The following is a 21,085-nucleotide window of genomic DNA, read 5'->3' as shown; positions in this document are numbered from 1 at the left end:
TCTCCGTGATGGAGACGGGGTATCAACTAATCTGGCGTTGATTTTTGGCACGCTGTTGAGTTCTCAAGGAACGGACGCTTCCTTCGTACTCACCCGCAGAACATTCCCTGGGGCTTTCCTCCGGGCGCTTCCCTTCGGTGTTTCCAACTTTACCAGACTCTTTTCCGTTCCGTTTCCGGTTCGGATTTAGTTTCCGGTGGCCGTTGGAGGGCCTTTTGCCTTTCGGCTGATCCGACTTTATCAGAGATTCTGAGTCGGAATTTCCGCCCCGTTGAGTGGTTGTTCTGAGCGCACGAGTGCGCCCCGGACTTCCCCTCAGGCGGAGCCGTAAACGTACTGGAGCGGGGCGCCCGATGCAAATCGGGGCTGCCCCGCTCCAGTCACGCTCCGGTGGGCGTCAGACCTCGACGACGACCGGGAGGATCATCGGGCGCCGGCGGTAGGTGTCGGAGACCCACTTGCCGATGGACCGGCGGATGAGTTGCTGCAGCTGGTGGGGCTCGGAGACCCCGTCAGCGGCGGACCGCTGGATGGCTTCCTCGACCTTGGGAATCACCGCGTCGAAGGCGGAGTCCTCGATGCCGGAGCCGCGGGCGTGGATGTTCGGGCCGCCCACGATCTTGCCGGTGGTCGAGTCGACCACCACGAAGACCGAGATGATGCCCTCGTCCCCGAGGATGCGGCGGTCCTTCAGCGAGGCCTCGGTGACGTCGCCGACCGAGAGGCCGTCCACGTAGACGTAGCCCGCCTGGACCTTGCCCGTGATCTTGGCCTTGCCGTCGACCAGGTCGACGACCACGCCGTCCTCGGCGATGACGATGCGGTCCTTGGGGACGCCCGTCATCGCGCCCAGTTCGGCGTTGGCGCGCAGGTGGCGCCATTCGCCGTGGACCGGCATCAGGTTCTTCGGGCGGCAGATGTTGTAGAAGTACAGCAGCTCGCCGGCCGAGGCGTGGCCCGAGACATGGACCTTGGCGTTGCCCTTGTGGACGACGTTGGCGCCCCAGCGGGTCAGACCGTTGATCACCCGGTAGACGGCGTTCTCGTTACCCGGAATGAGGGACGAGGCCAGGATGACGGTGTCGCCCTGGACGATGCGGATCTGGTGATCGCGGTTCGCCATGCGGGAGAGGGCCGCCATCGGCTCGCCCTGGGATCCCGTACAGACGAGCACGACCTCGTCGTCCGGCAGGTCGTCGAGCGTCTTGACGTCGACGACCAGGCCGGCCGGGACCTTGAGGTAGCCCAGGTCACGGGCGATGCCCATGTTCCTGACCATCGAGCGGCCGACGAAGGCGACCCTCCGGCCGTATTCGTGCGCCGCGTCGAGGATCTGCTGGATGCGGTGGACGTGGCTGGCGAAGCTGGCCACGATGATGCGCTTCTGGGCGTTCGCGAAGACCGTGCGCAGGACGTTGGAGATGTCCTTCTCCGGCGGGACGAAGCCCGGGACCTCGGCGTTCGTCGAGTCCGACAGCAGGAGGTCGATGCCCTCCTCGCTCAGACGGGCGAAGGCGTGCAGGTCGGTGAGGCGGCCGTCCAGCGGGAGCTGGTCCATCTTGAAGTCGCCGGTGTGGACGACCATTCCCGCGGGGGTGCGGATGGCGACGGCCAGCGCGTCGGGGATGGAGTGGTTGACGGCGACGAACTCGCAGTCGAACGGGCCGATGCGCTCGCGATTGCCCTCGCTGACCTCGAGGGTGTACGGGCGGATGCGGTGCTCCTGGAGCTTGGCCTCGATGAGTGCGAGGGTCAGCTTGGAGCCGATCAGCGGGATGTCCGGCTTCAGCCGGAGCAGATACGGGACACCGCCGATGTGGTCCTCATGACCGTGCGTGAGCACGATGCCCTCGATGTCGTCGAGGCGGTCCCGGATCGTGGTGAAGTCCGGCAGGATCAGGTCGATGCCGGGCTGCTCCTCCTCGGGGAAGAGCACGCCGCAGTCGACGATCAGAAGCCGGCCGTTGTACTCGAAGACGGTCATGTTGCGGCCGATCTCGCCGAGACCGCCGAGCGGAGTGACGCGCAGGCCGCCCTTGGGCAGCTTCGGCGGGGCGCCGAGTTCAGGATGCGGATGACTCAAAAGACTCTCCTCACCACACGCGCCACGTACCGCTTGGGCACGTGGCGCGCATGACATTCGTGCACTTGCTGTTGTCGTTTTGTCGCTCTTATTCAGTTGGTTCGTATTCAGTTATGAAGTCTGTGGCTACAGCTCTACCCCGCCGGCGGCCAGATCGATCTTGAGCTGCGCGGTCTCGGCCTCGGTGAGCTCGATGAGCGGGAGGCGCAGCGGGCCGGCGGGCAGGCCCTGGAGGGCGAGGGCCGCCTTGGTCGTGATGACGCCCTGGGTGCGGAACATGCCGGTGAAGACCGGGAGCAGCTTCTGGTGGATCTCGGTGGCCTTCTGGACGTCGCCGTTCAGGTAGGCGTCGAGGAGGGCGCGCAGCTCCGGCGTGACGACGTGGCTGACCACGGAGACGAAGCCGACGCCGCCGACCGAGAGGAGCGGGAGGTTGAGCATGTCGTCGCCCGAGTACCAGGCGAGACCGCTCTGGGCGATGGCCCAGCTGGCGCGGCCGAGGTCGCCCTTGGCGTCCTTGTTGGCGACGATGCGCGGGTGCTGGGCGAGCCGGATGATCGTCTCGGTGTCGATCGGGACCCCGCTGCGGCCGGGGATGTCGTACAGCATGACCGGCAGGCCCGTGGCGTCGGCGATGGCCGTGAAGTGCCGGATCAGGCCCTCTTGCGGGGGCTTGTTGTAGTACGGCGTGACGGCGAGCAGGCCGTGCGCGCCGGCGCGCTCGGCGGCGCGGGCGAGCTCGATGCTGTGGTGGGTGTCGTTGGTGCCGACGCCGGTGACGATGTGGGCTCGGTCGCCCACGGCTTCGAGGACGGCTCGTACGAGCTGCTCTTTCTCCGCGTCGCTGGTGGTCGGGGACTCGCCGGTGGTGCCGTTGAGGACCAGGCCGTCGTTGCCTGCGTCGACAAGGTGGGTGGCGAGCCGCTGCGCGCCGTCGAGGTCGAGTGCGCCGTCCGCCGTGAACGGCGTGACCATGGCGGTGAGGACCCGCCCGAAGGGGGTCTGCGGAGTCGAGATCGGAGCCATGGGTAACACGCTACTCGCTGCTCAGCGGGTGGTGCCCCCTCGGGGGACGTGACGTACGCCGTGGTGAGGGGAACCCGGCACTGCCTGCTCGGGGGTTCAAGCAGTGCCGGGTCCGTTTGATCAGCCTAGATGAACTTCTCGAAACGCCGCAATACGGACACCGAGTGAGGCTGAACCGTACATCAGTGCTCTATGGGGCAACTCGTCCATTCGCATTGAAGGCGGCGTAAGTGAGCGGCATGAGCTTCGCCCACTGCTCCTCCATCCTTTCGCCGACCATCTCGATCTCCCGCTGCGGGAACGAAGGGGTCTTCGCCAGCTCGTGCTGGGTGCGCAGGCCGAGGAAATGCATCAGCGAGCGGGCGTTGCACGTCGCGTACATCGACGAGTAGAGGCCGACGGGGAGGACGGAGCGGGCGACCTCGCGGGCGACGCCGGCGCCCAGCATCTCCTGGTACGCCTCGTACGACTGGCGGTACGAGTCCGCCATCACCCGGCCCGTGAGCTCCTGCTGGGCCTGGGTGCCCTCGACGAAGACGTACTTGCCGGGGCGGCCCTCCTGGACGAGCTTGCGGGACTCGTCGGGGACGTAGAAGACCGGCTGAAGCTCCCGGTAGCGGCCCGATTCCTCGTTGTACGACCAGCCGACGCGGTGGCGCATGAACTCGCGGAAGACGAAGATCGGGGCGCTGATGAAGAAGGTCATCGAGTTGTGCTCGAAGGGGCTGCCGTGGCGGTCCCGCATCAGGTAGTTGATGAGGCCCTTCGAGCGCTCCGGATCCTTCGAGAGCTCTTCTAGGGACTGCTCGCCCGCGGTGGAGACCCTGGCGGCCCACAGCACGTCGGAGTCGCCGGCGGTGTGCTTCACCAGCTCGACGGTGACATCGCTGCGGAAGCTGGGTTTGATGTCGGCGGGGATCTCGGTCACCGGCGGGGGTCCTTCCAGTTGCGTCGCACGGGCGGCGCCCACTCTACGGCGCGCCACTGACAACGACCGACGCTGACTCGTACAGCCCCCTGAGGTGGTCGGGCGGTGGACAGCTCGATAGCCTCACCGGACACAGCCCTGTGGTGGATGTGAGTAAGGATTCAGTCGTGCCCCTGCCCTTCCTGACGGCCGACCGCGCCTTCGACGCGACGGACGACGAAGCCGCCGCGCTGCCCTTCGACGACCATGACCAGTGGCGCAGGCCCTACCGTCCCGGTCCGTGGCGGGTGGCCGCGGCCGCGATGCTTCTGCTGCTCGCGTCGTACGTGCTGCTCGCCGCGGTGATCATCCTTTTCGCCGGTGCGCTGCCGGGCGCGTCCGTGTGCTTCGGCATCGCCGCACTGGTGATCGCCACGGCGCTGCGGCTGCTGCGTATCGGCACCTGGGTGAGCAGGCACGGCGTGCGGCGCGTGGGGTTCCTGTCGACGACCACCGTGCCCTGGGGGCGGGTCGCGGAGGTCCGTACGCTCCAGCAGCCGGTGCGCTGGCTGGGGCTGCCGCGCACGGTGCAGGGGCAGGTGCTGCTGCTCGTACGGGAGGGTGGTGAGCCGCTGCCGCTGCTCACCGATCGCAATGCGGACTTCCTGTCCCGGGTGGAGGCGTTCGACCGCGCGGCCGACACCGTCGAGGCGTGGGCGGCGGAGTACCGCCCGGCCTTCACACCCTGACGGCCTTCACACGGCGACAAGCTTCACACGCCGACGGGCTTCCCCTCGTGCAGAGCGATCGCGCGCTGCATCGCCTTGCGGGCACGGGGCGTGTCGCGGGCGTCGTGGTAGGCGACGGCCAGGCGGAACCAGCAGCGCCAGTCGTCGGGTGAGTCCTCGGTCTCCGCACGCCGCTTGGCGAACACCGCGTCGGCCGAGTCACGGTCGATACGGCCGCCCGGGGTACGGACCAGCTCGTCGACCGGCAGCCCGCCCTCCGCGTCCAGCTCGGCCGCCAGCGCGTTGGCCTTCTTGACGAACTGGGTGTTCTTCCAGAGGAACCAGATGCCGATCACCGGCAGGATCAGCACCGCGCCACCGAAGGTGACGGTGAGCGCGGTGCCCTGCTGGATCAGCATCACGCCACGGCTGCCGACCAGGACGAAGTAGACGACCAGGACGGCAGCCGTGATGAAGTAGGAGATCTTCGCGCGCATCGCAGAGCTCAGGCGAGGTCGAGGAAGTTCTCGAGGCCGAAGGTGAGACCGGGCGTGGCCACCACACGGCGCACGCCGAGCAGGATGCCCGGCATGAAGCTGCTGTGGTGCAGGGAGTCGTGGCGGATGGTGAGCGTCTCGCCCTCGCCGCCGAGCAGCACCTCCTGGTGGGCCAGCAGCCCGCGCAGCCGTACGGCGTGCACCGGTACGCCGTCGACGTCCGCGCCCCGGGCCCCGTCCAGCGCCGTGACGGTGGCGTCGGGCTGCGGGGCGCAGCCGGCCTCCGCGCGGGCCGCCGCGATGAGCTGGGCGGTGCGCGTGGCAGTGCCGGAGGGGGCGTCCGCCTTGTTCGGGTGGTGCAGCTCGACGACCTCGACGGACTCGAAGTAGCGCGCGGCCTGGGCCGCGAACTTCATGGTCAGGACCGCGCCGATGGAGAAGTTCGGCGCGATGAGCACGCCCGTCTCGGGCGAGGCGTCGAGGGACGTGCGCAGATGCCCGAGGCGTTCGTCGGTCCAGCCGGTGGTGCCGACGACGGCGTGGATGCCGTGGCGCACACAGAAGTCGAGGTTGCCCATGACCGAGGCGGGGGTGGTCAGCTCGACCACGACCTGGGTCTTGGCCTCGACCAGGGTCTCCAGTTTGTCGTCCCGGCCCAGCGCGGCGACGAGTTCCATGTCGTCAGCGGCTTCGACGGCTCGTACCGCTTCGGAGCCGATACGGCCCTTGGCACCGAGGACTGCCACACGCAGCTTGCTCATGTTGCTTTCGCTCTCTACGAGACTTGCGGACTTACGGGACGGACTTACGAGACGGACTTACGAGACGGTTTCGTGCAGGCGGTCCGCCTGCTTGTCCTTCAGCGGGCCGATCACCGACAGCGAGGGACGCTGTCCCAGTACATCGCGGGCGACCTCCCGTACGTCGTCGGGAGTGACCGCGGCTATGTTCGCGAGCATGTCGTCGACCGACATCTGGGAGCCCCAGCACAGCTCACTCTTGCCGATACGGTTCATCAGCGCGCCGGTGTCCTCCAGGCCGAGGACCGTGGAACCGGAGAGCTGGCCGATGGCACGGGCGATCTCGTCGTCCGGGAGCCCTTCGCTCGCGACCCGGTCGAGCTCGTCGCGGCAGATCCGCAGCACGTCGTGGACCTGGCTGGGCCGGCAGCCCGCGTAGACGCCGAAGAGTCCGCAGTCGGCGAAGCCCGAGGTGTACGAGTACACGCTGTAGGCGAGGCCGCGCTTCTCCCGGACCTCCTGGAAGAGGCGGGAGGACATGCCGCCGCCGAGGGCCGTGTTCAGTACGCCGAGGGCCCAGCGGCGCTCGTCCGTGCGGGGGATGCCGGGCATGCCGAGGACGACATGGGCCTGCTCGGTCTTGCGGCCGAGCAGTTCGACGCGGCCCGCGGTCTTCAGCGGCTTGAAGCCGTCGCGCGGGGCGACCGGCACGGCGTCCGTACGGGACAGGGCGCCGGCCTTGTCGAAGGCCTTGCGGACCTGGCGGACGACCGTGGCGTGGTCGATGTTGCCGGCGGCGGCGACGACCAGGTGGGTCGGGTCGTAGTGCTTCTTGTAGAAGCGGGCGATCTGGGAGCGGCTGAGCGCGCTGACGGTGTCGACGGTGCCGAGGACCGGGCGGCCCAGCGGGGTGTCGCCGAACATCGTCCTGGCGAACAGGTCGTGGACGACGTCGCCCGGGTCGTCCTCGGTCATCGCGATCTCTTCGAGGATCGCGCCGCGCTCGATATTGACGTCCTCTTCGAGGATCAGCGAGCCGGTGAGCATGTCGCAGACGACGTCGATCGCGAGCGGCAGGTCGGTGTCGAGCACGCGCGCGTAGTAGCAGGTGTACTCCTTCGCCGTGAAGGCGTTCATCTCGCCGCCGACCGCGTCGATCGCGGCGGAGATGTCGAGGGCGGAGCGCTTGTGCGTGCCCTTGAAGAGGAGGTGCTCCAGGTAGTGCGTCGCGCCGCCCAGCGAGGGGGTCTCGTCGCGGGAGCCGACGTGCGCCCAGATGCCGAAGGTGGCGGAGCGTACGGACGGGAGCGTCTCGGTGACGATGCGCAGGCCGCCGGGGAGGACCGTGCGGCGGACCGTGCCGATGCCGTGCTCGCCCTTGAGAAGCGTTTGGGTACGGGCGACGGCCCGCGCCTCCGAAGAGGTGCGGGCCGTCGTCCTGGAACTACGGGACGTCACTTGTCGGTGTCGTCCTTCGCCTCGTCGGCAGCGTCCTCGTCCGCGATCACGGGGATGAGGGAGAGCTTGCCGCGCTGGTCGATCTCGGCGATCTCGACCTGCACCTTGGCGCCGACCGCGAGCACGTCCTCGACGTTCTCCACGCGCTTGCCACCGGCGAGCTTGCGGATCTGCGAGATGTGCAGCAGGCCGTCCTTGCCCGGGAGCAGGGACACGAACGCACCGAAGGTGGTGGTCTTGACGACCGTACCCAGGTAGCGCTCGCCGACCTCCGGCATGGTCGGGTTGGCGATGCCGTTGATCGTGGCGCGGGCGGCCTCGGCGGCCGGGCCGTCGGCGGCACCGATGTAGATGGTGCCGTCGTCCTCGATCGTGATCTCGGCGCCGGTGTCCTCCTGGATCTGGTTGATCATCTTGCCCTTGGGGCCGATGACCTCGCCGATCTTGTCCACGGGGATCTTGACGGTGATGATCCGCGGGGCGTTCGGGGACATCTCGTCCGGGGTGTCGATCGCTTCCATCATCACGTCGAGGATGTGGAGGCGGGCGTCACGGGCCTGCTTCAGCGCCGCGGCGAGCACCGAGGCCGGGATGCCGTCCAGCTTGGTGTCGAGCTGGAGGGCGGTGACGAACTCCTTCGTACCGGCGACCTTGAAGTCCATGTCACCGAACGCGTCCTCCGCACCGAGGATGTCGGTGAGGGCGACGTAGTGCGTCTGGCCGTCGATCTCCTGGGAGATCAGACCCATGGCGATACCGGCGACGGGGGCCTTCAGCGGCACACCGGCGTTCAGCAGCGACATGGTGGAGGCGCAGACCGAACCCATGGACGTCGAGCCGTTGGAGCCGAGGGCCTCGGACACCTGGCGGATCGCGTACGGGAACTCCTCGCGGGTCGGGAGGACCGGCACGATCGCGCGCTCGGCGAGCGCGCCGTGGCCGATCTCGCGGCGCTTCGGCGAACCGACGCGGCCGGTCTCACCGACGGAGTACGGCGGGAAGTTGTAGTTGTGCATGTAGCGCTTGCGGGTCACCGGGGAGAGGGTGTCCAGCTGCTGCTCCATGCGGAGCATGTTCAGGGTGGTGACGCCCAGGATCTGGGTCTCGCCACGCTCGAACAGGGCCGAGCCGTGCACGCGCGGGATGGCCTCGACCTCGGCGGCGAGCGTACGGATGTCCGTCACGCCACGGCCGTCGATGCGCTTCTTCTCCTTGATGACGCGCTCACGGACCAGGGACTTGGTCAGGGAGCGGTACGCGGCGGAGATCTCCTTCTCGCGGCCCTCGAACTGCGGGAGCAGCTTCTCGGCCGCCAGAACCTTGACGCGGTCCAGCTCGGCCTCGCGCTCCTGCTTGCCCGCGATGGTGAGCGCCTGCGAGAGCTCGCTCTTGACCGCGGCGGTGAGCGCCTCCAGGACGTCGTCCTGGTACTCGAGGAAGACGGGGAACTCGCCGGTCGGCTTGGCGGCCTTGGCGGCGAGGTCGGCCTGGGCCTTGCAGAGCACCTTGATGAAGGGCTTCGCGGCCTCGAGACCGGCGGCGACGACCTCCTCGGTCGGCGCCTCGGCGCCGCCCTTGACGAGCTCGATGGTCCGCTCGGTGGCCTCGGCCTCGACCATCATGATCGCGACGTCGCCGTCCTCCAGGACGCGTCCCGCGACCACCATGTCGAAGACGGCGTCCTCGAGCTCGGTGTGCGTCGGGAAGGCGACCCACTGGCCGTTGATCAGCGCGACACGGGTGCCGCCGATCGGGCCGGAGAAGGGCAGGCCGGCCAGCTGCGTGGAGCAGGAGGCGGCGTTGATCGCGACCACGTCGTACATGTGGTCGGGGTTGAGCGCCATGACCGTCTCGACGATCTGGATCTCGTTGCGCAGGCCCTTCTTGAAGGACGGGCGCAGCGGGCGGTCGATCAGGCGACAGGTGAGGATCGCGTCCTCGGACGGGCGGCCCTCACGGCGGAAGAAGGAGCCGGGGATCTTGCCCGCGGCGTACATCCGCTCCTCGACGTCGACCGTCAGAGGGAAGAAGTCCAGCTGGTCCTTGGGGTTCTTGGACGCGGTGGTGGCCGACAGCACCATGGTGTCGTCGTCCAGGTACGCCACGGCGGAACCGGCGGCCTGCTTGGCCAGGCGGCCCGTCTCGAAGCGGATGGTGCGGGTACCGAAGGAACCGTTGTCGATCACGGCCTCGGCGTAGTGGGTCTCGTTCTCCACTAGCGATATCTCCTCGTCTGCGTCCCCTCGCCCGTGTGGCGGGGGACGGTGGCGGAGAAGCGCGCCTTGTGTGCGGGCCGGTCTTCGATCGAAGCACCCGGGTGATGTGTCCGGGGGCCACTACCGAGGACCGGCGGCGGAGGGGCGCTCCTCCTCGTTCTGTATGGCGTTGTCTATCGGGTACTGCGGGCTACTGCGTACTGCGCTTCACGGTCCTGCGCCGTGTCACCAGATTACTGAGGTTCACCGCGGGCCCGCACGTACAGCAAAGGGAGCGGCCCCCTAAGAGTGGGAACCGCTCCCTTCACGGCGTCTTACTTCGCGCCGCCGGCCGCACCGCGGCGGATGCCGAGACGGTCGACCAGCGTACGGAAGCGCTGGATGTCCTTCTTGGCCAGGTACTGCAGCAGGCGGCGGCGCTGGCCGACCAGGATCAGCAGACCACGGCGGGAGTGGTGGTCGTGCTTGTGGGTCTTGAGGTGCTCGGTCAGGTCCGAGATGCGGCGCGAGAGCATGGCGACCTGGACCTCGGGGGAGCCGGTGTCGCCCTCCTTGGTGCCGAACTCGGTCATGATCTGCTTCTTCGTAGCGGCGTCGAGAGACACTCGGTACTCCTCATTGGTATTCGATGCGCCTGCGAGTGCCCCTGGTCTTGGTCTCAGGGGAGCTTCCGTGACTCGGAGGCGAAGGCACGATGGGCGCTGCTCCCAGAGCATTCCGGGTGCGCGTACACAAACGGCCGTCACACAGCGTACCAGCTCGGCGCACCGGCCCTCGCGGAGGGTCGGTGCGCCGGAAGCGCCGCGTCGGCCACGGGTCCTCGGCCGGAGGCCCTGAGGCGGTGCTCGGTCGGGGGGCCGGGCCGGAGGTCTCCGGTCGAGTATCCCGGCCGGGCGTCCTCAGGAGGTCAGCGCGCGGATCGAGTGGTAGACGTCGAAGACCGCGAGGCACAGCGGTACGAGCGTCAGCAGGAAGAAGGTCTCCGCGATCTCCAGGAAACGGCCCCAGAACGGGGTGACGCCCTTGCGCGGCACGATCAGGCCGATCGCGGTGATCAGCGCGGCGACGCCGGCGACCGCGGCGGACAGCCACACCGTACGGATGTCGAGTCCCGTGCCGTCCCCCTTGGCCGCTTCGATCATCAGCTCGATCGGCGGGTTCAGGCAGAGTCCGAGCCCGAGCAGTACCAGCGAGCTGAGGCCCGCCGCGAGCGCGCAGCCGACCTGTGCCGTGTAGCGGAAGAGGTGGGCGCGCATCAGCATGGCGACGCCGGTGGTGAGGGCGAGCAGCTGCCCCCATACGTTGTCGGAGAAACCGAGCACCGCGGACGATCCGACAGTGACCAGGGCGCAACCGCCGACGAGGCCGACGAGCAGCTCGTGACCACGCCGGGCCTGGGCGGCGATGCGGTCGGCGTCGACCGGCCCCTGGGTCGCGGGCTCGGCGTCACCGTAATTGCCGATCGTGGTGCGCGGAGGCTCGAACCCGATGGGGAGGCGGGCGAAACGGGTGGAGAGGCCGGGCAGGAAGGCCAGGAGCCCCACGGCGAGCGGGGAGCACACCGCGGCGGTCTCGGCCGCCTCCATACCGGTGAGGGTCGCGACGAAGGTGACGAGCAGACCGATGGTGGCGGCGAAGGCGAACGCGACGAAGGGGCCGTCCCCGCTGGGGGAGAGCATCATCAGGATCACCGCGACGACCAGTACGGCGGCGCAGGCCAGCAGGAACTGGAGCCGTCCGATGCCCTGCCCCGCCGCCAGCGGCAGCAGGCCGGAGCCCGCCACGCCCGCGTTCGCCATCGCGCCGATGCCGAGGGCTATGGACGAGCCCCGGTCGTCGTACACCCGTGCCCGTACGCCCGCGAGCGCGACCAGCAGCACGGCGGTGACGGCGGCCAGGATGCCCGGCAGTCCGTGCATGTCGTGCCGGGGGTCGGCGGTCCACAGGACGAAGCCGAGCAGCACCAGCAGGACCGAGCCGCCGAGGAGTCCGGCGCCGCGCATCAGGGTGTCGGTCCACAGGGTGCGGTCGCGGGCGACCGCGGAGGCCACGGCGTCGGAGACGTCGTCGAACACCGCGGGGGGCAGCGACTCGGCGAAGGGTCGCAGCGAGAGCAGCTCTCCGTCGAGGATGCGCTGCGCGCCCAGGGAGCGCGCGCCGTCGAGGACGGTTCCGTCGCGGCGGACCAGGTGGTAGCCGACCGGGGCTCCCGCCGCGGGGCTCTGCCCGGACAGCCGGAGGATCTCCGAGTAGAGGTCGGCGACAGGGATGTCGTCGGGCAACGCCACGTCGATCCGACTGTCCGGCGCGACGACGGTGACCCGGCAGAAACCGGTTCCGCCGCCGGACGGAGTCGCGGGACCCGGGTGACCGGTTCCGGTGGCCGCCGCTGGGGCCGTCATACTCACCTGCTGCATCCCCTCGTGGTGTTCATGGACCGTAGACCGTAGGTCTGGGCCTGGGCTTGCGCTCGTAGACCGTATGCCTGGGCTTGCGCTCGTGGACCGTAAGGCCCGTGCTTGCGCTCCTGCCGAGCCCGGCTGCGCTCCGAATGACCCATTTTTTGCGGTAGTTCATGCGTGCGCAAACGCGTCGCGCCACCCTACCGCCCGCCCCCGCACCACCGCGCAAGTAGGATCCCTCCCCGCGGATGGAACCCGTCGCCACGGGGGCGCCGATAGGAACATTTCCGTCCGGCAAGGGAATTGGTGAGCAGTGAGTCAGATCGTCGTCAAGCGCCCACCACGGGCCCTGCCGTCCGAAGTACCCGGCGAGCAGGTGCAGCTGCAACCACCGCCCGAACTGCCGAGAGGGCAGCAGGAGGGCGCGCTCATGCAGCTTCTGCCCATGCTCGGCATGGGCGGATCCGTCGTGTTCTTCTTCATGACCCCGAATCCGATCATGCGGATCATGGGCATGGTGATGATCGCGTCGACGGTCGCGATGGCCATCGCGATGCTGGTCCGCTACCGGCGCGGCACCCAGGGCGAGCTCGCCGATCTGCGGCGCGACTACCTGAAGTACCTGACGCAGACCAGGCGCACGGTCCTGAGGACCGCACGCCTGCAGCGTGACGCGCAGTACTACCTGCACCCCTCCCCCGAGCAGCTGTGGGCGCTGGTCGCCGAGGGCAGCCGGGTCTGGGAGCGCCGCGTCGGCGACGACGACTTCGCGCAGGTGCGCATCGGACTGGGCAGCCAGCAGCTGGCCACGCCGCTCCTCGCTCCCGAGACCGCGCCCGTGGACGAGCTGGAGCCGCTGACCGCGGGAGCGATGCAGAAGTTCATAGCCGCGCACAGCACGCTGGACGGGCTGCCGATGGCCGTGTCGCTGCGCGCCTTCTACCACCTGACGGTGAGCGGCGATCCGGAGTCCGCGCGTTCCTCGGCCCGTGCGATGGTGGGCTCGCTCGCCTCGCTGCACTCCCCCGAGGACCTGGTCATCGCCGTCGCCGCCGGGTCCAACGCGGCCCCGCACTGGGAGTGGGCGAAGTGGCTTCCGCACGTCCAGGCGCCGGGCGCCGGGGACGGGGCGGGCAGCCGCCGGCTCATCACCACCGACGCAGGGGAGTTGCAGGACCTGCTCGCGGGGCGGCTGGAGGGCCGCCCCCGCTTCGGCGGCCAGCCGCTGCTGGACCAGCCGCACATCGTCGTCGTACTCGACAGCCAGTCCGTGCCCCCGATGTCGGCGTTCGCCGCCGCCGAGGGCCTGCAGGGCGTGACCATCATCGAGGTCGTACCCGGCGAGATCACCGGGGCGCGCGGTGGTCTGTCCGTGGTGGTGCACCCCGATTCCCTGCAACTGGAGTCGGGTCACGGTCTCGTGTACGACGGGCTGCCCGACCGGCTGAGCCTGGCGGCCGCGGAGGCGCTCGCCCGCCAGCTCGCTCCGCTGCGGGTCGCCGTGGGCGGGGACGACGGCGACGAGCCGCTGCTCGCCAACCTCGAGTTCACCGACCTGCTGAACCTGGGCGACGCGGCCTCCGTCGACGTCAGCCGCACCTGGCGGCCGCGGTCGCAGGCGGAGCGGCTGCGCGTGCCGATCGGTGTCGGCGAGGACGGCGCGCCGGTCATGCTGGACCTCAAGGAGGCGGCGCAGGAGGGCATGGGCCCGCACGGGCTGTGCGTGGGTGCGACCGGTTCCGGTAAGTCCGAGCTGCTGCGTACGCTCGTACTCGGCCTCGCCGTGACGCACTCGTCGGAGACGCTCAACTTCGTCCTCGCGGACTTCAAGGGTGGCGCCACCTTCGCCGGCATGTCGCAGATGCCGCACGTCGCCGCGGTGATCACCAACCTCGCGGACGACCTGACGCTGGTGGACCGCATGGGTGACTCCATCCGCGGTGAGCTCAACCGGCGGCAGGAGCTGCTGCGCGACGCGGGCAACTACGCCAACATCCACGACTACGAGAAGGCGCGTGCGGCGGGTGCCCCGTTGCAGCCCATTCCCTCGCTCGTCCTCGTCATCGACGAGTTCAGCGAACTGCTCACCGCCATGCCGGACTTCATCGAGATGTTCGTGCAGATCGGCCGTATCGGCCGGTCGCTCGGCGTGCATCTGCTGCTGGCCTCGCAGCGCCTGGAGGAGGGCCGGCTGCGCGGCCTGGAGACGTACCTGTCGTACCGGATCGGTCTGCGTACCTTCTCCGCGGCGGAGTCGCGCGCGGCGATCGGTGTGCCCGACGCGTACCAGCTGCCGAACGTCCCCGGCTCCGGCTATCTGAAGTACGGCACGGACGAGATGGTGCGGTTCAAGGCCGCGTACGTCTCCGGCGTGTACCGCACGAACGCGCACCGGGCCGCGGTGCCCGGTGGTCCGCTCCCGGTGGACCGCAGGCCCGTGCCGTTCACGGCCGCGCCGGTGCCGGTGCAGTACGTCGCGCCGACCGCCCAGGCCGTCGTCCCGGATGCGGGTCCGGCGGAGGACGACGCGCTGGCCGACTCCGTACTCGATGTGATCGTGCGACGGCTCGAAGGCCGTGGTGCGGAGGCCCACCAGGTGTGGCTGCCCCCGCTGGACAACCCGCCGTCGATGGACGAGATCCTGCCCGGCCTCTCCCCGGTGCAGGGCCGCGGGCTCACGCAGCCCGGGTTCGAGGGCGCGGGACAGCTCGTCGTACCGCTGGGAGTCGTCGACAAGCCGTACGAGCAGCGGCGTGACACGCTCTACCGGGACTTCTCCGGGGCCGCGGGGCATATGCAGATCATCGGCGGCCCGCAGTCGGGCAAGTCGACGCTGCTGCGGACCATCATCTCGGCCTTCGCGCTGACCCACACGCCGCACGAAGTGCAGTTCTACGGCCTCGACTTCGGTGGTGGCGGTCTGTCCTCGGTCGCGGGCCTGCCGCACGTCGGCGGTGTCGCCTCGCGCCTCGACCCGGAGAAGGTCCGGCGGACGGTGGCCGAGGTGTACGGCATCCTGACGCGGCGCGAGGAGTACTTCCGCAGCTCCGGCATCGACTCCATCAACACGTACCGCAGGCTGCGGGCACGCGGGGACATCTCCGTCACCGACCAGCCGTGGGGTGACGTCTTCCTGGTCATCGACGGCTGGGGCAACTTCAAGACGGAGTACGAGGGCATGGAACCCGTCGTCGTCGACATCGCGGCGCGCGGTCTCGGTTACGGCATCCACGTCATCCTCACGGCGTCCCGTTCGATGGAGGTCCGCTCCAACCTCAAGGACAACCTGATGAACCGCCTCGAGCTCCGGCTCGGCGACACCATGGACTCCGAGCTGGACCGCAAGGTCGCCGTCAACGTCCCGACGGGCGTGCCGGGTCGCGGTCTGACCCCGGAGAAGCTGCACTTCATGGCGGCGGTCCCGCGCATCGACGGCATCAACTCCGACAGCGACCTGTCGGAGGCGACGGCCGCCATGGCCCAGGAGGTCACCCGCCACTGGACCGCGCCGGGAGCCCCCGCGGTGCGCCTGCTGCCGCGCGAACTGCCGGCGGAGAACCTGCCTGCGGGCTACACCGAGCCGAAGCGCGGCGTCGCCTTCGCCATCGACGAGAACAACCTGGAGCCGGTCTTCGTCGACTTCGAGCGCGATCCGTTCTTCCTCATCTTCGGTGAGAGCGAGTCCGGAAAGTCGAACCTGCTGCGGCTGCTCATCAAGCAGCTGACCGAGCGCTACGACGGCGACTCCTGCAAGTTCTTCGTGATCGACAACCGGCGCGCGCTCCTGGACGTCACCCCGGCCACACACCTGGCCGAGTACGTCCCGATGTCCAACAACATGGACCACCACGTGGACGCGCTGGCCGACCTGATGCAGCGCCGTACGCCGTCGGCGGACGTCACGGCCCAGCAGCTGCGCGACCGCAGCTGGTGGCGCGGTCCCTCGGTGTTCGTCGTGGTCGACGACTACGACCTGGTGTCGACGTCCAGCGGCAACCCGCTGTCGAAGCTCACGGAACAGCTGCCGTTCGCGCGCGACGTCGGCGTCCGCTTCATCATCGCCCGCAGCGCGGCCGGCGCGAGCCGGGCCGGGTACGAGGCCTTCATGCAGCGCATGATGGAGCTCGGCGCACAGGGTGTGCTGCTGTCCGGCGACCCGGCGGAAGGCGACATCATGGGCGGCGCCCGGATGCGGCCGATGCCGGCGGGGCGGGGCTTCTTCGTCTCGCGGCAGCGGGGGAATCCGCTGGTGCAGACGGGGCTCATGCCGGACCTGCACGGCTGACGGCTGATTGTCGCGGCCACCCTCCCGGGTCTGCGCGCGATGGCGTGTTTCGCCTTCGCGTGCGTGGACTGGGCAGGGTGGCCGCTTTTTTGGCTGGTCGGGGGGTTCGGGGGCCGAGGCTCGCGAGCCCTCGGCCGGGGTGAAGCTGTTCCTCACCATCACATCGCCGGCTTTGGCAATGAGCCTGTGCGGACCCTGACCACGAATAAATCGTCGAATTTCTGGTATCGGCGGCGGAGAAACTGGAGCAGGGCACGCCTTTGGCGAAAGTTCTCCCAGAAGGAACGTGTCCGGGCGCGTCCCTAAGCCGAGATGTGCCCCTATCGACGACCGGACTACATCAAGCCAGAGTTTCGGACAGCGCTTGCATGTAATCGCAACTCGTTCCTAGGTTGATCAGGAACGCGATCGTCAATCGGGTCGCACGGGGGAAGGAGTCCGCGGAATGGCGCGGGACGAGTGGGAGCAATTGAAGACATCAACAGCGGAGAAGCCGGCCTCTCAGATGCAACTGAACGGCCTACCGCCGGAGGACAGAACCACCCCGGGCAGCAAACAGGGTGGTACGCGACCGATGCCGCCGGGGCGGGACTCCTTCATCTGGCGGCACCGGGGGAATCCGCTGGTGCCGGCGGGACTTATGCCGGAGCTTCACGGATGATTGGGTTGGCGGTCTTCACAGGGGCCTTCGCGGTTTCCTTCTTCGCCTACGCGCTCCTCGCGGATCCGCGCGGGCAGTGGTGGCGCTACCGAGCCAGGCACTTCGAGAACCCAGAAGCTCACGAGCCGTCAGCGGCGTCAATCAAGTGGTGGCGGGGCGCCCTGATGGGCGTGGCTGCGATCCTGGCATGGCAGACCGTGAACCTGCTGCGGCTGGCAGCTGCCTCCTAGTCGGGCCCGGACCACAGGGCGATCTTGGAGCGCGTGGAGTCGGCGTCGGGGCTGGAGACCGGCGACGCCGACCAGGAGAACTGGGACCGGGTCTGATAATTCTCCACCTCTCCTACCGGATCTCCGCGAATCGGCAATTCGCCCAGCATATGGTCGAGTCATTTCGACGGAACCCAAGCCGAGGGAAGTCGATGGCGGAGGGAATCTCGAAGATCGAGAGACGAGGGCGACCTCCGGCATCCCGCGGCAAACCGGCCGCACCGGGGCTAGGCGGCGCCTGGTGGACCAGGTTGGATCAGCGGGTGGTTTGTCGCAGCTGGGATCAACAACGCGCGTGAAGACAAGACTCCCAGAGAAGGACGTCTTGCGGCGCGGCCGGCGCGAGCCGGGCCGGGTACGAGGCCTTCATGCAGCGCATGATGGAGCTCGGCGCGCAGGGTGTGCTGCTGTCCGGCGACCCGGCGGAAGGCGACATCATGGGCGGCGCCCGGATGCCGACGGGGCGGGGCTTCTTCGTCTCGCGACAGCGGGGGAATCCGCTGGTGCAGACGGGGCTCATGCCGGACCTGCACGGATAAGCACCGTCTGAATACCGCCAATATCACGGCCATCCTCCTGGGGCTGTGCACGGTGGCGCACTTCGCGTGCGCGCCGTGCGCGGGCCCGGGGAGGGTGGCCGCTTTTGCTTGGCTGGAGGCTGCGGGGACCGTGGGAGTCACGGGAAGATCACCGGGCATAGAGAATCGGAGCAGGAGAAAGCAAGGTCAGGCGGCTCCATAGCGGAAGATCATCTGGAGATAGGCATTCGGGATGAGTACGGGTACGAGAAAGGCTGCACGTTCCCGACGAGTGACACCCGAGGCTATTCCGGGCGCCCCGGGGCCGGGATACGCCCGCACCGACGACCGCCGCTACATCCAGCCACAGTTCGGACACTCCTTGCACATGGCCACTCCTCGCTCATAGGTTGATACGGAATGCAATCGGTAAGGTGACACGGGGGAAGTGGTCCGCGGAATGGCGTGGGACGAGTGGGAGCAGTTGAAGTCGTCGGCGGCGGAGAAGTCGGCCGCTCGGATGCAACTGAACGGCCTGCCACCGGAGGACAGAGCCACCTCGGGCAACACGCAGGGCGATCTGGCTGTTCCGGCGCCAGACCTGGCCGCGATCGGCGACAAGGCCTTCAGCCTGTACAACCGGCTATGGAAGGACGCACGGCACGCCCTGCCGGGGAGCGACACGGCCGCAGGCAATCTGACGACACAGGGATTCGCCATCGGCGCGGCTGTCCAGCATGTCGCGAATCGCTGGGAAGAGCAGCTGAAGTCGCTCATGGACGCCTGTGCGCACATCTCGAACCACATGGACTACACGAAGAACGCACATGCGGGCGACGAGGTCTACATCAAGCGCCAGATGAGCAGTATCGCCACGCTCGACAAGGGCTTCGACGAGTCATACGCGCCTGCGGGCGAGAAGAACGACGCGGCGTACGGCAATAAGGACGACAAGAAGAAGGAGGACAACTGATGCATCTCGAAGCCCTCCGATCTGGCAACTTCAAGCTCCTCGACGACGCGGTGACCGACTGGTCGACCATGGTCGGCAAGCTCAAAGAGCTGGACGCGTTGGCGCGCGAAGGCCTCCACGCCAAGGCGGTCAACGCCAACTGGGCCGGCGTCAACGCGGCGGTGTCCCGGAAGTTCATCGGCAAGACCGCCGGCGAGTTCACCGACGCCCACACCCAGGCGACGTCCATCCACAACATCCTGCGCGACACACGGGACGAACTCAAAGACTGGCAGCGCAAGCTCAACGAAGCGATCGACCGCGGGGCGAAGAAGAACCTCACCGTCACGTCCACCGGCGGCGGAGGCTTCACGGTCTCGATGAACGTCCGTCCCGACAGTGCCGGAGACGGGACCAAGGTCCCCAGTCACGCCCCGAAGGACGCCGAGGCTCTTCGCGACGAGGTCCAGGGGATCCTCAACAGCGCCACCGAAGTCGACAGTACGGCCGCTGCGGCCCTCAAGGCCCTCGTCGACCTGACCAAGGTCGGGTTCGGCGGAGCGAACGTCAAGGACCGCGACTCTGCAGCCGCCTCGCTCAAGGACGCGGAGAAGCTGGCCGCACTTGCCAAGAAGGACCCGCAGGATCTCACGGCCGAGGAGTTCGACGCCCTCAACGCCGGGCTCAAGAAGCACACGGGCGATGAGCTGTTCGCCGAGCACTTCGCGGAGAGACTGGGGCCGAAGGGGACGCTGGACTTCTGGGCCGGGATCAACGACCCGTACGTAATCCGGGAACTGGGTTCGAAACGTGCCGACCAGTACGACGACTTGCAGAAGCACCTGAGCCTCACGCTGGCCGCCGCCACTCAGGCCGACACTCCGGAAATGTCGGAGTGGAAGCGTGAGATGACGAACCTCGGCAGTCAGCCCCTCTCCAAGAACAACCCCACTCTGGGGTTCCAGGTCATGGGCAATCTGATGCGGTGGGGGAACTACGACGATCAGTTCCTCAAGGAATACGGCACCGAGCTGATCAAGGCGGAGAAGAAGTACACCGACAACGGACGTAAAGCATCCTGGGCCTCCGAGCCGACATACCCCCTCCTCAACCACACCGGATCCGACTCCGGCTATGACCCCATGACCGGATTCCTGAAGGGCCTCTCGAACAGCCCCGATGCGGCAACCGACTTCTTCAACGACACGTTCGTAACGAAGGACGAGGACCACGAGTTCGAACGGGACACCGACGGAGACAAGTACACGGGCAAGGTCGGCCTTACCAACTTCCAGTACCTGTTCGAAGAGCGGCACTGGCCCGAGGACACGTCAGACGAGGGCGAGGACCGCAGCATCGAGGGGCGCAATAACTTGGCGCTGGCTCTGGAGGCGGCGGCGACGGGCCACCCGGCAGGCGAAATGCCCACGGAGGACACGCCGCCGCACACTAGGGAGCGGGCGAAGCTTATGGAAAGCATCGTCGAATCCGTATCGGATGATCCTGAGCGGCTCACGAAGCGCGGATATATGTCTGATAGCATCGCGCAGATTGCGTCGGAATATCTACCGGATATCAACAGGGCCACTGCCAATCCCTACGGCGACCCAGACGATCCCAAGGATGACAATAAGAGCGTACCCAAGCTCTTTCCCATCACCGGATCCCCAGCCATTCTCAGCCACGAAGATGTTACACGTTTCCTATTGTCCGTAGGGAAGAACCCCGAGGGATACGCAACCATCGAAGTTGGACAAAAGGCGTACATGGCCAACCTCATGGACTATCACCTGAACCCGAACCTGTCTGCCGATCAACGGTACCCACAGGATGCGGAGAACACAATCAAGGAAATCTCGCGCAGGTCGGGAGAGGTAGCCGGCACTCTCACTCTCGGACGCAATCAAGCCGTCCTCGTAGAAGCGAAGCAAGCGGACGAAGACTTCGCGCACGCGATGAATCAGAGGAAGAATGTGGCCTCGGGCTTTGCTGGCCTCACCCTGGGCGTCGGCGCGTCCTTCATCGCAACCCCAGCCGTCGGCGCGGCAGTGGGCGGGGCCGCCAACACCGTGAGCGGAGTCGTACTTGAACAGATCTTCAAGGACTCCGAACCGGGAAATCTGAAGGACGCCGGACAAACCACGGCCAAGCGCTGGGAAACCAGCGAGTCTGTAAATATCGCGCTGAGCAAGATGGCGGCCGAAGAAGCTGCCAAGGCTCACCGTTCGCCAGACATCAGCAAGGTTGAGGAGTGGACACGAACCGGCACTAAGGACGGTTTCGATGACGCTTCCACCGCGTGTCAAGAAATGGCGAAGGGCCTTGTGACCGAGATTCCGTAAC

At 67.8% G+C, this 21,085-nt stretch carries 15 protein-coding genes and 1 pseudogene; 7 read left to right on the top strand and 9 right to left on the bottom strand.

The annotated features are described in order from the left end of the window. The coding region (locus tag ABT342_RS27960; RefSeq protein ID WP_351579633.1) for a hypothetical protein at positions 1-190 on the top strand (190 nt) is incomplete at its 5' end. A 207-nt stretch (positions 191-397) separates the two neighbouring features. On the opposite strand, the gene ABT342_RS27955 is transcribed toward ABT342_RS27960, so the two are convergent. From ABT342_RS27955 to thyX, 3 genes are all read right to left on the bottom strand, one after another. Further along, positions 398-2,083 carry a ribonuclease J gene (locus tag ABT342_RS27955; protein WP_351579630.1) on the bottom strand — a complete coding sequence of 562 codons (1,686 nt, stop codon included), beginning with the start codon at positions 2,081-2,083 and terminating at the stop codon, positions 398-400. A 126-nt stretch (positions 2,084-2,209) separates the two neighbouring features. Continuing rightward, positions 2,210-3,109, bottom strand: a complete 900-nt coding sequence (gene dapA / locus ABT342_RS27950) for a 4-hydroxy-tetrahydrodipicolinate synthase (RefSeq protein ID WP_351579627.1) — start codon at positions 3,107-3,109, stop codon at positions 2,210-2,212. Between the two features lie 190 nt (positions 3,110-3,299). Then, on the bottom strand, positions 3,300-4,037 hold the full coding sequence (gene thyX, locus ABT342_RS27945) for an FAD-dependent thymidylate synthase (protein ID WP_351579624.1): 738 nt from the start codon (positions 4,035-4,037) through the stop codon (positions 3,300-3,302). A 167-nt stretch (positions 4,038-4,204) separates the two neighbouring features. On the opposite strand from thyX, the gene ABT342_RS27940 reads away from it, so the two are divergent. After that, positions 4,205-4,765, top strand: coding sequence for an SCO5741 family PH domain-containing membrane protein (locus tag ABT342_RS27940; RefSeq protein ID WP_351579621.1), 561 nt, complete (start codon positions 4,205-4,207; stop codon positions 4,763-4,765). Positions 4,766-4,788: 23 nt separating this feature from the next. On the opposite strand, the gene ABT342_RS27935 is transcribed toward ABT342_RS27940, so the two are convergent. The 6 genes from ABT342_RS27935 to eccD all read right to left on the bottom strand — a co-directional run bounded on the left by ABT342_RS27935 (position 4,789) and on the right by eccD (position 12,057). Further along, positions 4,789-5,241 carry a tetratricopeptide repeat protein gene (locus ABT342_RS27935; RefSeq protein ID WP_351579619.1) on the bottom strand — a complete coding sequence of 151 codons (453 nt, stop codon included), beginning with the start codon at positions 5,239-5,241 and terminating at the stop codon, positions 4,789-4,791. An 8-nt stretch (positions 5,242-5,249) separates the two neighbouring features. Then, the gene (dapB, locus tag ABT342_RS27930; protein WP_351579615.1) at positions 5,250-6,002 is read right to left on the bottom strand and encodes a 4-hydroxy-tetrahydrodipicolinate reductase; all 753 of its coding nucleotides are present in this window, start codon (positions 6,000-6,002) and stop codon (positions 5,250-5,252) included. 57 nt (positions 6,003-6,059) lie between these two features. Beyond that, positions 6,060-7,439: a M16 family metallopeptidase gene (locus ABT342_RS27925; protein ID WP_351579612.1), complete on the bottom strand. Its 1,380-nt coding sequence runs from the start codon at positions 7,437-7,439 to the stop codon at positions 6,060-6,062. After that, the gene (locus tag ABT342_RS27920) at positions 7,436-9,655 is read right to left on the bottom strand and encodes a polyribonucleotide nucleotidyltransferase (RefSeq protein ID WP_351579609.1); all 2,220 of its coding nucleotides are present in this window, start codon (positions 9,653-9,655) and stop codon (positions 7,436-7,438) included. Before ABT342_RS27920 ends, ABT342_RS27925 begins: the two co-directional genes overlap by 4 nt. Before the next feature lie 314 nt (positions 9,656-9,969). After that, on the bottom strand, positions 9,970-10,260 hold the full coding sequence (gene rpsO, locus ABT342_RS27915) for a 30S ribosomal protein S15 (protein WP_030351649.1): 291 nt from the start codon (positions 10,258-10,260) through the stop codon (positions 9,970-9,972). Positions 10,261-10,554: 294 nt separating this feature from the next. Beyond that, on the bottom strand, positions 10,555-12,057 hold the full coding sequence (eccD, locus tag ABT342_RS27910; protein ID WP_351579639.1) for a type VII secretion integral membrane protein EccD: 1,503 nt from the start codon (positions 12,055-12,057) through the stop codon (positions 10,555-10,557). Between the two features lie 313 nt (positions 12,058-12,370). On the opposite strand from eccD, the gene eccCa reads away from it, so the two are divergent. The 5 genes and pseudogenes from eccCa to ABT342_RS27885 all read left to right on the top strand — a co-directional run bounded on the left by eccCa (position 12,371) and on the right by ABT342_RS27885 (position 21,084). Next, the gene (eccCa, locus tag ABT342_RS27905) at positions 12,371-16,342 is read left to right on the top strand and encodes a type VII secretion protein EccCa (protein WP_351579606.1); all 3,972 of its coding nucleotides are present in this window, start codon (positions 12,371-12,373) and stop codon (positions 16,340-16,342) included. A 666-nt stretch (positions 16,343-17,008) separates the two neighbouring features. Further along, positions 17,009-17,233 carry a hypothetical protein gene (locus ABT342_RS27900; RefSeq protein ID WP_351579603.1) on the top strand — a complete coding sequence of 75 codons (225 nt, stop codon included), beginning with the start codon at positions 17,009-17,011 and terminating at the stop codon, positions 17,231-17,233. Between the two features lie 371 nt (positions 17,234-17,604). Next, positions 17,605-17,811 (top strand): annotated as a pseudogene (locus tag ABT342_RS27895) (hypothetical protein); the annotation flags it as partial. A gap of 439 nt (positions 17,812-18,250) precedes the next feature. Next, a complete protein-coding gene (locus ABT342_RS27890) occupies positions 18,251-18,763 on the top strand; it encodes a hypothetical protein (RefSeq protein WP_351579597.1) in 513 nt (170 codons plus the stop codon). Next, complete coding sequence (locus ABT342_RS27885; RefSeq protein ID WP_351579594.1) at positions 18,763-21,084, top strand: hypothetical protein; 2,322 nt, start codon at positions 18,763-18,765, stop codon at positions 21,082-21,084. The genes ABT342_RS27890 and ABT342_RS27885 overlap by 1 nt, the downstream gene beginning before the upstream one ends. Position 21,085: the final 1 nt, after the last annotated feature.

It is taken from the genome of Streptomyces sp. NPDC000410, from assembly GCF_040300305.1.
Classification (GTDB): Bacteria; Actinomycetota; Actinomycetes; order Streptomycetales; family Streptomycetaceae; genus Streptomyces.
The sequence above is the reverse complement of the archived record's forward strand: the minus strand, read 5'-3'. Positions and strand labels throughout refer to the sequence as shown.

Bases quoted from the DNA above. Each gene is read 5' to 3' on its own strand.
- dapA (WP_351579627.1), bottom strand. From the start codon at position 3,109: ATGGCTCCGATCTCGACTCCGCAGACCCCCTTCGGGCGGGTCCTCACC.
- ABT342_RS27935 (WP_351579619.1), bottom strand. From the start codon at position 5,241: ATGCGCGCGAAGATCTCCTACTTCATCACGGCTGCCGTCCTGGTCGTC.
- dapB (WP_351579615.1), bottom strand. From the start codon at position 6,002: ATGAGCAAGCTGCGTGTGGCAGTCCTCGGTGCCAAGGGCCGTATCGGC.
- eccD (WP_351579639.1), bottom strand. From the start codon at position 12,057: ATGACGGCCCCAGCGGCGGCCACCGGAACCGGTCACCCGGGTCCCGCG.
- ABT342_RS27890 (WP_351579597.1), top strand. From the start codon at position 18,251: ATGGCGTGGGACGAGTGGGAGCAGTTGAAGTCGTCGGCGGCGGAGAAG.
- ABT342_RS27885 (WP_351579594.1), top strand. From the start codon at position 18,763: ATGCATCTCGAAGCCCTCCGATCTGGCAACTTCAAGCTCCTCGACGAC.